The following is a 10284-nucleotide window of genomic DNA, read 5'->3' as shown; positions in this document are numbered from 1 at the left end:
GCGTGCGCGACGGGCGCGTGCGCGGCCGCGTGCGGGTCGTCGGCTCCGCGCCGGGGCTGCTCGAGGCCGCGGCCGAGCGGACGGGGGACGTGACCGTGCTCGACCAGGCGGTCGTCGCGAGCGGGCGCCGCGAGCTGTTCACGGTCCTGCACGAGCAGGCCGTCAGCCGCACGACGCACCGGTACGGACACGTGCGGCGCTGACGCCCGCGGCCGACCGGCCGAGGACGCGCCGGCCCGTCAGCGGGCCGGCGCGGCGGCGTCAGACGGAGGAGCGCTCGACGAGCTCGGGCGCGAGCACGCGCGAGCCGACGTCCCCGGTGCCGTGCGCGACGAGGTCGAGCAGCATGTCCGTCGCGCTGCGCACCATCTCGACCATCGGGTTGCGGACGGTCGTGAGCGGGGGAGACGTCGTCGCGGCGGTCGCGAGGTCGTCGAACCCGACCACGGCCACGTCACCGGGCACGCTGCGGCCGTGCCGGGCGAGGACGCGCATCGCGCCCTCGGCCATGAGGTCGGACGCGGCGAAGAGCCCGTCCACGTCGGGGTGCTCGGCGAGGATCGCCTCCATCGCGGCGGCCCCGCCCGAGACGGCGAAGTCGCCGACGGCGACCGCGTCGTGCGGCAGGCCCGCCTCCTCGAGCACCTCGCGCCAGCCGGCGAGGCGGTCGACGCCCGCGGTCATGTCCTGCGGGCCGGCGATCGTCGCGACGCGCCGGCACCCGGCCTCGACGAGACGGCGCGCGGCGAGCCGGCCGCCCTCGACGTTGTCCACGTCGACGTACAGGAGGTCGGGCGTCGGGTGGAACGGCCGGCCGACGAACACGGCGGGCAGCCGCGTGGCGAGCAGCGCCTCCTCGAGCTCGTCGTCGCGGTGGTGCGAGGCGACGATCGCGCCGTCGACGTGCCCGCTGCGCAGGTAGCGCACGATCCGCCCGGGCTTCTCGTCCGGGCGCGCGAACAGCAGCACGAGCTGCAGGTCCGTGCCGACGAGCGCCGCGCTCACGCCGCGCATCGTCCCGGCGAGGAACGGGTCGGTGAGGATGCGCTCGTCCGGCTCCGGCACCACGAGCGCGATCGAGTCGGTGCGCCGCGTGACGAGCGAGCGCGCCGCACGGTTGGGCGTGTAGCCGAGCCGCGCGACGGCCGCGTCGACGGCCGCCTGCGCCTCGGGCGACACGCGCAGCCCGCCGTTGATCGCGCGGGACGCGGTCGAGCGCGAGACGCCCGCCGCCTGGGCCACCTCGTCCAGCGTCGGGGCGGTGCTCGGGGTGCTCATCCGACCAGTATCCCGCGCCCCCGTCCCGGCCCGCGTCCCCGACGCCGCGTCGACGGCGACCTCGACGGTCACGCCGACGGGCGAGGGGACGGGGGCGGGAGGGGTCGCGGTGCTCATCAGCGTGCGGCGTCGTCCGCGGAGCCGTCGCGGGCGGGCCCGGCGTCGTCGCGGGCGGGCACGGCGTTGTCGCGGGCCACCTGGGCGTACCAGCGGCCGCTCGCCTTGACCGTGCGCTCCTGGGTCTCGTAGTCGACGCGCACGATGCCGAACCGCTTCGTGTAGCCGAGCGCCCACTCGAAGTTGTCCAGGAGCGACCATGCGAAGTACCCGCGCACGTCGGCCCCCGCGTCGATCGCGTCCCGCGTCGCCCGCAGGTGCGCGTCGATGAACGCGAGCCGGTCCTGGTCGTCGACCGACCCGTCCGGCCCCACCGTGTCAGGGTAGGCCGCGCCGTTCTCCGTGATGTACATGGCCACGCCGCGCGGACCGGTGTACTCCTCCTGCAGGCGCGTGAGCAGACGGGTGAGCCCCTCGGGCTGCACCTCCCAGCCCATGTCCGTGGTGGGCAGACCACGGGAGCGGCCGTGCGCGTCGTCGGCCGCGGGGTACGGGGACGACGTCGTGCGCACGGGGGCGCCCGCGTCGTCACCGTCCCGGACGCCCTCGGGGCGGGTGCCGCCGTCGGTGCTCTCGCCCTCGGTGGTGCCTGCCTCCAGCGGGCGGCCCGCGACGGCGCCGCCGTTGTAGTAGTTCACCCCGAGCGTGTCGATCGGGGTCGAGACGATCTCGAGGTCCCCGTCGCGCACGTGGTCGAGCAGGCCGTAGGGCGCCACGTCCTCCAGGACGTCCTCGGGGTACTCGCCGCGGAACAGCGGGTCGAGGAAGATCCGGTTGAACTGGCCGTCGATGCGGCGCGCGGCGTCGACGTCGGCCGGGTCGGTCGGGTCGACCGGGTCGGACACCGTGAAGTTGAGCGTGATGCCGAGGTTCGCCTGCGGTGCGCGCTCGCGCAGGGCCTGCACCGCGAGCCCGTGACCGAGCAGGAGGTGGTGCGCGGCCGCGAGGCCGTCCTCGCGCGACTGCCGGCCCGGCGCGTGCACGCCGGCCGTGTAGCCGAGGAACGCGGAGCACCAGGGCTCGTTGAGCGTCGTCCACACGCCCACGCGGTCCCCGAGCGCCTCGTGCATCGTCACGGCGTACTCGGCGAACCGGTACGCGGTGTCGCGGTTCGTCCAGCCGCCCCGCTCCTCGAGCGCCTGGGGCAGGTCCCAGTGGTAGAGCGTGAGCCACGGGAGGATCTCCGCCTCCAGCAGCTCGTCGACGAGGCGGTCGTAGAACGCGACGCCGGCCGGGTTCACGGCGCCGCCGTCGGGCCGCACGCGCGCCCACGACGTGGAGAAGCGGTACGCCTTGAGGTTCAGCTCGCGCATCAGCGCCACGTCCTCGCGGTACCGGTGGTAGTGGTCGCACGCGACCATGCCGTCGTCGCCGTTCACGACCGCGCCCGGGACGCGGCAGAACGCGTCCCAGATGGAGTCGGTGCGGCCGTCGGTGTGCCCCGCGCCCTCGATCTGGAACGCCGCGGTGGCGGCGCCCCAGAGGAAGCCCTGCGGCAGCTCCACGCGACCGGTGGCGGTCGCCGGGTTGGGCGCGAGCGGCGTGGACGGGACGAAGATGCTCATGGGTCGATTGTCCTTCGGAGGTGGTGCGGAGGCATGGTGGGGCTGGCCCAGCGGCCGGGCCGGGCCCGGCCGCGCAGGAGCGGTCGGGGGGCCCTCAGCCCTTGACGGCGCCCTGCATGATGCCCGCGACGAGCTGGCGGCCCGTGAAGAGGAAGATCACGATGAGCGGCAGCGTCACGAGGAAGACCCCCGCCATGACGAGCGAGTAGTCGACGAAGTAGTTGGACTGCAGGGACCGGACGACGAGCGGCAGCGTCGGGTTGCTCTGGTTGAGCACGATGGAGGGCCAGAAGAAGTTCGTCCACTGCTGGACGAACGTGAACAGGCCGAGCATCGCCGCAGCGGGCCGGGCCGCCGGCAGGGCGATCGACCAGAACGTGCGGAACATCGACGCGCCGTCCACGCGCGCGGCCTCGATGAGCTCGTACGGCAGCGCCTCGCCGAGGTACTGCGTCATCCAGAACACGCCGAACGCGGTGACGAGCGCGGGCACGATGACGGCCTGGAGCTTGCCGATCCAGCCGATGTCCGACATGAGGATGTACAGCGGGATGACGCCGAGCTGGGTCGGCACGGCCATCGTCGCGATGACGAACACCAGGAGCGGGCCGCGCCCCCGGAAGCGGAGCTTGGCGAACGAGAAGCCCGCGAGCGTCGAGAAGAGCACGACCGACAGCGACGTCACCACGGAGATGACGACCGAGTTGAGGGCTGCCGTCCAGAAGTTGATCGCGTCCGAGCCCATGACGTCGGCGAACCGGTCGAACAGGGTCGCGTCGGGCAGGAGCTGGGGGAGCGCGGAGCGCGAGATCGCGTCGGGCGTGGAGGACCCGAGGATCAGCGTGAAGTACAGCGGGAAGACCGACACCACGAGGACGATCGCGAGGACCGTGTAGGTGACCCAGCGGGGCCGGCGCTGCGTGCCGCCGACGTTCTTGCCCGCGCTGCGGCGGCGTGCGGCGGCCCGTGCGGCGCCGGGGCCGGCGGTCTGGGCGGCGACGGGGACGGAGCTCATCGGTTCCTCCGGTCGGTGGTGTCGGGCATCGGCACGGCCGCGGTCTCGCCGGCGGCGGGCGGCTGGACGGCCATGGCCTTCGCGGCCGAGGCGCGGCGCCGGGCCAGGACGTCGCGGCGGGCGCGGCGGGACCCGCCGGGCACGGTCGACGACGTCGAGATCCGCCGGGTGATGAGGAAGTTGACCATGCCGATCGCGAGGATGAGGAGGAACAGGAGCCACGCCACGGCCGCGGCGCGGCCGAAGTTCTTCTGGTTGCCCCACGCGACGTCGTAGAGGTAGAGGACCGTCGTCATCCACTGGCGGTCCGCGCCGCCGAGGCCCTGCGCGTCGAACATGCGCGGCTCGTCGAAGATCTGCAGCCCGCCGATCGTCGAGGTGATGACGACGAAGATGATCGTCGCGCGGATCTGCGGGACCGTGACGGAGAAGAACTGGCGCACGCGCCCCGCGCCGTCGATGATCGCGGCCTCGTACAGCTCGCGGGGGACGGCCTGCATGGCCGCGAGGAAGATGAGCGCGTTGTAGCCCGTCCAGCGGAAGTTCACCATGCTGGAGATCGCGACGTGGCTGGCGAAGGTGTCCGCGTGCCAGCGGACCGGCTCGACGCCCACGAGGCCGAGCAGCTCGTTGATGAGGCCGTACTGGTCGGCGAAGAGGCGGCCGAAGATCATCGAGACCGCGACCGGGGCCACGACGTACGGCAGGAGCACTCCCATGCGCCAGAACGTGGCGGCGCGCAGGTTCTGGTCCAGCAGCGCGGCGATGGCGATCGCCGCGATCACCTGCGGCACCGAGGACAGGACGAAGATCGACAGCGTGTTGCGCAGCGACTTCCAGAACGTGGGCTGCGCGAGCACGTCGGAGTAGTTCTGGAGCCCGACGAAGTCGCCCTGGCCGCCCAGCAGGTTCCAGTCGTACACCGACACGACGGCGGTGTAGACGAGCGGGAACAGGCCGGTGATCGCGAAGAGGACGAAGAACGGCGAGATGTAGAGGTAGGGGGAGACCTTGACGTCCCAGCGGCTCAGGCGCTGGGTGAGGCCGACGCGGCGCGGTGTGCGCTCGGTCGGCCCGCTGAGCCCGGGCGAGGGCTGGGTGGGCGTGAGGACGGCCATGTGAGTTCCTGGTCTGGGGGTGCGTCGACGCGGTCGCGTCCGGCGACGCCGGGCGGTGGACGGGCCGTGCCCGCGGCACGGCGGGGACCGGGCCGGCGCTCGCGCGCCGGCCCGGTCCCGTCAGGTCACAGACCCAGGTCCTGGAAGGACTGGAGCGTCTTCTCCCACGAGGACGCGGCGTCGTCGGTCTTCTCGACGTCGACGCGCTTGATGCCGTCCTGCACCGCGGTGTGGATCGCGAAGTAGTTCGCGCCCTTGAACGGTGCGCCCTCGATCGCGAGCGCGCGGTTGACGAAGATCTCGCCGACGGGGGCGCCGTTGAAGAACTCGTTCGTGAACGTCTGGACCGCCTCGGACTCCTGCGCCTCGACCTGCGAGGGGAAGGTGCCGGCGTTCTCGAACGCCTCCGTCTGCTGCGCCGGGTCGGTCAGCCACGCGGCGAGCTCCTTGGCCGCCTCGGCGTTCGGGCCGGACGCGGGGACGGTGAGGAACGAGCCGCCCCAGTTGAGGCCGCCGCCGGGGAAGACGTCGGCGACGTTCCAGCCGGTGACGCCGCCCGAGCGCTCCTCGATCGGGCCGGTCATCCACGCCGGGCAGATCATCGTCGCGAAGCCGTCGTTCTGGAACGCGGCGTCCCAGTCGCCCGACCACTGCTCGAGGCCGGCGGACAGGCCGTTGGTCGTCGACTGCTCGAGGACCGTGTCGTAGATCTTCTTGATCTCGGTGTTCGACGCGAGGTCCTTCGGCGTGCCGTCGGACTCCTCGTAGGCGTTGTCGATCTGGTTGACCATGCCCTGCGAGATGGACATCGCCGAGTCGTACCAGGCGGCGTCGCTCGCCGCGGTGAAGGTCGCGCCGGCCGCGAAGTAGTCGTCCCACGTCGCGTCCTCGCCGCCGAGGAGCTCGGCCACGCCGGCCGGGTCGGACGGCAGCCCTGCCGCCTCGAACAGGTCCTGGCGGTAGCAGATCGCGCTCGGGCCGATGTCGGTGCCGTAGCCGATGACCTTGCCGTCGGGCGTGGTCGCCTGCTCGACCTTCCAGTCGACCCAGCGGCCCTCGAGCTCGGGGTCGGCGAGGTCGGTGAAGAGGTCCGGGTACTGCATGAGCTCGGGGAGCCAGTCCACCTCGATCGCCTCGATGTCGGCGAGGCCCTCGCCGCCGGCGGCGAGCTTGGTCGTGAGGTTGGTGCGGGCGTCCTCGGACTTGGCCGCCTTCGTCTGCTTCACCTCGACGTTCGGGTGCTCCTCGGAGTACCGCGCGAGGAGCTCGTCGGTGTAGCCGAAGTCGTTGAACGTCGCGACGGTGAGGGTGATCTTCTCGTCGCCCGACGCCGTGTCGTCGTCGGACCCGGACCCGGACCCGCACGCGGTCAGGGCGAGGGTGATGGCCGCGAGGCCCGCGGCGGCGGACACCGCCTGGCGGGGCCAGCGGGTCGTACGGGTGCTGCTCTGCACGATGACTCCCTTGTCGTGACGGTGGCAGCGCTCCCACGACGGAGTGGTAGCGCTTCCATTGACGTGCCCGAATGGTGTCGGTGCGCGTCGCCAGGTGTCAAGCCGCTCGCACGGCGGGATCGCGTGGTCGCGCTCCCACTCCTGCGTCCGTGCAGGTCAGAGCGTTGTGGGCTCGGTGGGGATGCGGTCCGACGGGGAAATCGTTACCGGTTCGAGATCGCGGTCAGGCTCCGTGCGCGCGGGTCAGCCACTCCTGGCCGGCCCGCTCCTCAGCCGCCAGCGCCGTGCGGACGGCCTCGGCCGCGGCCTCCTCGATGACGCTGCCGAAGAGCGGGACCGACGCCCGCACCTCGCCCGCGTACGACTGGAGCGCGCCGCCGTCGCCCGCGTCTCCCGTCGTGCCCGGCGCGAGCAGCACGGTGCCGGTCAGGCGCACCGGGGCGCCCGCGATCTCGAGCGAGACCGTGCCGCGGCGCACGCCGTCGTGCTCCGCCTCCCAGGCCTCGGCCTGGCGGATCTCCAGGCCGGTGCCCACGAACGACCGCACGTGCGCCGGGATCTGGTCGGTCGGCAGGGTGCGGCGGACGGCGACCGTGAACGCGCCGTCCGCGGTGCCGGTGACGTCGACCTGCTGCACCTCGGCGCCCGGACCACCGGCGCGCTCGGCCCGCCAGCGGACGAACGACTCGTCCGCGAGCATCGCGCCGACGGCCTGGACGGACGCGGGGTAGCGCAGGTCGACGGCTAGGTGCACGGGGCCTCCTCGGGTGCGCCCCGCTCGTGGGGCGTTCACGGGGACTCTAACGGGCACTCTAACGAGCACCGCACCTCTACGCTGGGGGGTGTGTCTGCCATGAGTGACCTCATCTCCCGCCACGCCGACCTCAGCGCCGCGGACAACGAGTGGCTCCACCTGCTCGTGGGGGACTGGCAGGTGATCTCGGACCTCGCCTTCGCCGACCTCGTGCTGTGGCTGCCGACGAAGGACGGCGGCTTCGTGGCGATCTCGCAGTGCCGTCCCTCGACGGGCGCGACGGTGCACTACGACGACATCGTCGGATCGGCGGCGCCGGAGGGGCAGCGTCCGCAGCTCGAGCGCGCGCTCACGGAGGTCCGCTCGCAGCGCTCGCGCGAGCCGCGCTGGTTCGGCGCGTACGCGGTCCGCGAGGAGGCGATCCCCGTGGTGCACCAGGGCCGGGCGATCGCCGTCGTCGCGCGGCAGACGAACCTCGGCAGCGGCCGCACGCCCAGCCGGCTGGAGCTCAACTACGTCGAGGCGGCGGACGACCTCGTCGCGATGATCTCGCGCGGCGAGTTCCCGTTCCCCAACGCCGCGACGGGCCCGCGCCGCGGCGCCCCGCGCGTGGGCGACGGGCTGATCCGGCTCAACTCCGAGGGCGAGGTGCTGTACGCGAGCCCCAACGCGCTTAGCTGCTTCCACCGTCTCGGCGTCATCGGGCCGCTCGTGGGGCGCTCCCTCATCGAGGTGACGACCGACCTCGTCGAGCACCAGACGCCCGTCGACGAGTCGCTCCCGCTCGTGGTGATGGGCCGCGCGCCGTGGCGCACGGACATCGAGGCGCACCGCGTCGCGCTGTCGCTGCGCGCGCTGCCCCTCACGGAGTCGGGCCAGCGCATCGGGGCCGTGCTCCTGTGCCGCGACGTGTCGGAGCTGCGCCGTCGCGAGCGCGAGCTCATCACCAAGGACGCGACGATCCGCGAGATCCACCACCGGGTGAAGAACAACCTCCAGACGGTCGCGGCGCTGCTGCGCCTGCAGGCCCGACGCATGGACGTGCCCGAGGCCCGAGCCGCGCTCGAGGAGGCGATGCGCCGCGTCGCGACGATCGCCCTCGTGCACGAGAGCCTCTCGCAGACCCTCGACGAGGAGGTCGAGTTCGACGACATGGTGGGCCGTGCCCTGCGGCTCGCGGCCGACGTCGCGTCGGCCGACACGAGCGTGCGCACGGTGCGCACGGGCACGTTCGGCCTCGTGCCCGCCGAGGACGCGACGCCGCTCGCGCTCGTCCTCACCGAGCTCGTCACCAACGCGGTGGAGCACGGCCTGGCCAAGCGCGAGGCAGGCACGGTCGAGGTCGCGGTCGAGCGCGACGGCTCGGCCGTGCGCATCGTCGTCGCGGACGACGGCATCGGCATGCCCGACGGCGACGTGGCGAGCGCGGGGCGTGCAGCCAAGAGCGGGCTGGGCACGCAGATCGTGCAGACCCTCGTCACGAACGAGCTCGGCGGCACGATCACGTGGGGCCCGCGGCCCGGCGGCGGCACGCAGGTGGAGCTCCAGCTCGTGCTGCGAGACGGGTCGGGCGCGCGCCAGGGCTGAGCGGGCGGCCGCGCACGGTCGAGCGGCACGGACGCCGAAGGGCCTCCACCCGGTCGGGTGGAGGCCCTTCGTGAGTCGCGGGGGCGGCGTGCGGCCGCCCGGGGGACGTCTCAGCCGGCGCGGCGGGCGCGGGCGGTGCGGCGCTTGAGCGCGCGGCGCTCGTCCTCGGACAGGCCGCCCCAGACGCCCGCGTCCTGGCCCGACTCGATCGCCCACTTGAGGCACGTGTCGACGACCTCGCACCGACGGCACACGGCCTTCGCCTCCTCGATCTGCAGGAGGGCCGGGCCCGTGTTCCCGATCGGGAAGAACAGCTCGGGGTCTTCGTCCAGGCAGGCTGCGCGGTGACGCCAGTCCATGATGATCTCCTCGGGACGGGGATGGAGCCCGGCAACGGGTCGTGGTGCTGCGCGACGGGCGCGCGGGACCAGGCTCGAACGGGGGGAGTTGATTGATGCTTGAACCAGCGTCACACCTCGTGAATGCCAGCACAAGTGGTTACGGGAAAGTTTCCCCGGGGTGAATCATGAGGCCTTCGTCACACTGGTGTGAAGCCCCAGGTCGCGGCGTACGCTGGATGATCGTGCCTCCGCGAACCGCTCCCGTGCCCCCGTCCGAGCCGGCGCCGGACGGCCGCCCGGCGGCCCCCGGGCCCGAGCGCCCGGCCGCCCTGACGGCCCTCCTCGCGGGTGTCGGCCTCGAGGTCGTGGCGCTCGTCGTCGGCGCCGTCGTGCTCCTCGTCGAGCTGTTCGGCGGCGGCTCGCAGTCGGTCGGCGTGAGCCTGTTCCTCGTCGTCTTCGCGCTCGGCGTGGCGGCGCTGCTCGTCGCCGCCGCGCGCGGCCTGTTCCAGGGGAGGCGCTGGGCGCGCTCGCCCGTCGCGACGTGGCAGATCCTCCAGGGGGTCGTCGCCGTGAGCTCCCTGCAGGTCGGCGTCACGCCGTGGGTCGTCGTCGCGCTCGTGGTCGCCGTCGCGGTGCTCGTGCTGCTCATGCTCCGCCCGGTGGTCGACGCCACGACGCGCGACGCGCAGCCCGGCGCCTGACGCGGGGCCGCGCGTACGCCGCGCGGCTCACCACGCCCGCGCGACCTGCACGGGGACGGTCCGCGCGCCGTCCACGAGCACGCCGCGGCCGGCGCGCGGCCGGCCCGGGTCGGCGAGCCACGCGAGGTCGTGGCCGAACACGTCAGCGCTCCCGCGCTCGGAGGGGCCGAGCACGAGCCCGCGGCGCAGCGCACGCAGCTCCGCGAGCGGCCCGCGCAGCGCCATGGCCGCGGCCGCCGTCGTCGCCGAGGCGACGAGCGTGACGTCGTCGCGGCACGTCGCCGCGAGCCGGTCGGCCTCGAGGACGCACAGCTGCACGAGCTGCTCGAGGTCGTCGACGACGACCACCGGACG

General features: G+C 73.4%; 11 protein-coding genes. 3 read left to right on the top strand and 8 right to left on the bottom strand.

The features are described from left to right. A partial coding sequence (locus JZ5iCDA_RS12675; RefSeq protein ID WP_139123100.1) for a hypothetical protein occupies nt 1-203 on the top strand: 203 nt, incomplete at its 5' end. A 58-nt stretch (nt 204-261) separates the two neighbouring features. Here the strand turns inward: JZ5iCDA_RS12675 and JZ5iCDA_RS12670 are convergent. The 6 genes from JZ5iCDA_RS12670 to JZ5iCDA_RS12645 all read right to left on the bottom strand — a co-directional run bounded on the left by JZ5iCDA_RS12670 (nt 262) and on the right by JZ5iCDA_RS12645 (nt 7301). Further along, on the bottom strand, nt 262-1278 hold the full coding sequence (locus tag JZ5iCDA_RS12670; protein WP_069387507.1) for a LacI family DNA-binding transcriptional regulator: 1017 nt from the start codon (nt 1276-1278) through the stop codon (nt 262-264). A gap of 116 nt (nt 1279-1394) precedes the next feature. Then, complete coding sequence (locus JZ5iCDA_RS12665; protein WP_069387505.1) at nt 1395-2960, bottom strand: glycoside hydrolase family 1 protein; 1566 nt, start codon at nt 2958-2960, stop codon at nt 1395-1397. A 94-nt stretch (nt 2961-3054) separates the two neighbouring features. Further along, nucleotides 3055-3975: a carbohydrate ABC transporter permease gene (locus tag JZ5iCDA_RS12660; RefSeq protein ID WP_069387504.1), complete on the bottom strand. Its 921-nt coding sequence runs from the start codon at nt 3973-3975 to the stop codon at nt 3055-3057. Next, nucleotides 3972-5093, bottom strand: a complete 1122-nt coding sequence (locus JZ5iCDA_RS12655; protein ID WP_069387503.1) for a carbohydrate ABC transporter permease — start codon at nt 5091-5093, stop codon at nt 3972-3974. The genes JZ5iCDA_RS12660 and JZ5iCDA_RS12655 overlap by 4 nt, the downstream gene beginning before the upstream one ends. A 125-nt stretch (nt 5094-5218) precedes the next feature. Beyond that, nucleotides 5219-6547, bottom strand: a complete 1329-nt coding sequence (locus tag JZ5iCDA_RS12650; RefSeq protein WP_069387502.1) for an ABC transporter substrate-binding protein — start codon at nt 6545-6547, stop codon at nt 5219-5221. 223 nt (nt 6548-6770) lie between these two features. Next, nucleotides 6771-7301: a DUF2505 domain-containing protein gene (locus tag JZ5iCDA_RS12645; protein ID WP_069387501.1), complete on the bottom strand. Its 531-nt coding sequence runs from the start codon at nt 7299-7301 to the stop codon at nt 6771-6773. Between the two features lie 99 nt (nt 7302-7400). Between JZ5iCDA_RS12645 and JZ5iCDA_RS12640 the strand changes: the two genes are divergently transcribed. Further along, nucleotides 7401-8888 carry a sensor histidine kinase gene (locus tag JZ5iCDA_RS12640; protein WP_069387500.1) on the top strand — a complete coding sequence of 496 codons (1488 nt, stop codon included), beginning with the start codon at nt 7401-7403 and terminating at the stop codon, nt 8886-8888. 110 nt (nt 8889-8998) lie between these two features. Here JZ5iCDA_RS12640 and JZ5iCDA_RS12635 read toward each other — a convergent pair whose 3' ends face one another. Continuing rightward, a complete protein-coding gene (locus tag JZ5iCDA_RS12635; RefSeq protein WP_069387499.1) occupies nt 8999-9247 on the bottom strand; it encodes a WhiB family transcriptional regulator in 249 nt (82 codons plus the stop codon). A 224-nt stretch (nt 9248-9471) separates the two neighbouring features. Between JZ5iCDA_RS12635 and JZ5iCDA_RS12630 the strand changes: the two genes are divergently transcribed. After that, nucleotides 9472-9930: a hypothetical protein gene (locus JZ5iCDA_RS12630; RefSeq protein WP_139123099.1), complete on the top strand. Its 459-nt coding sequence runs from the start codon at nt 9472-9474 to the stop codon at nt 9928-9930. Nucleotides 9931-9957: 27 nt separating this feature from the next. Here JZ5iCDA_RS12630 and JZ5iCDA_RS18945 read toward each other — a convergent pair. Continuing rightward, on the bottom strand, nt 9958-10284 hold a 327-nt coding region (locus tag JZ5iCDA_RS18945), incomplete at its 5' end, for a hypothetical protein (protein ID WP_216093446.1).

The sequence above is a fragment of the Cellulosimicrobium cellulans genome (assembly GCF_001722485.1).
In the GTDB taxonomy this organism is placed as follows: Bacteria; Actinomycetota; Actinomycetes; order Actinomycetales; family Cellulomonadaceae; genus Cellulosimicrobium; species Cellulosimicrobium cellulans_A.
The sequence above is the reverse complement of the archived record's forward strand: the minus strand, read 5'-3'. Positions and strand labels throughout refer to the sequence as shown.

Coding starts and splice junctions, on each gene's coding strand:
- JZ5iCDA_RS12670 (WP_069387507.1), bottom strand. CDS start 1,278: ATGAGCACCCCGAGCACCGCCCCGACGCTGGACGAGGTGGCCCAGGCG.
- JZ5iCDA_RS12635 (WP_069387499.1), bottom strand. CDS start 9,247: ATGGACTGGCGTCACCGCGCAGCCTGCCTGGACGAAGACCCCGAGCTG.
- JZ5iCDA_RS12640 (WP_069387500.1), top strand. CDS start 7,401: ATGAGTGACCTCATCTCCCGCCACGCCGACCTCAGCGCCGCGGACAAC.
- JZ5iCDA_RS12660 (WP_069387504.1), bottom strand. CDS start 3,975: ATGAGCTCCGTCCCCGTCGCCGCCCAGACCGCCGGCCCCGGCGCCGCA.
- JZ5iCDA_RS12655 (WP_069387503.1), bottom strand. CDS start 5,093: ATGGCCGTCCTCACGCCCACCCAGCCCTCGCCCGGGCTCAGCGGGCCG.
- JZ5iCDA_RS12665 (WP_069387505.1), bottom strand. CDS start 2,960: ATGAGCATCTTCGTCCCGTCCACGCCGCTCGCGCCCAACCCGGCGACC.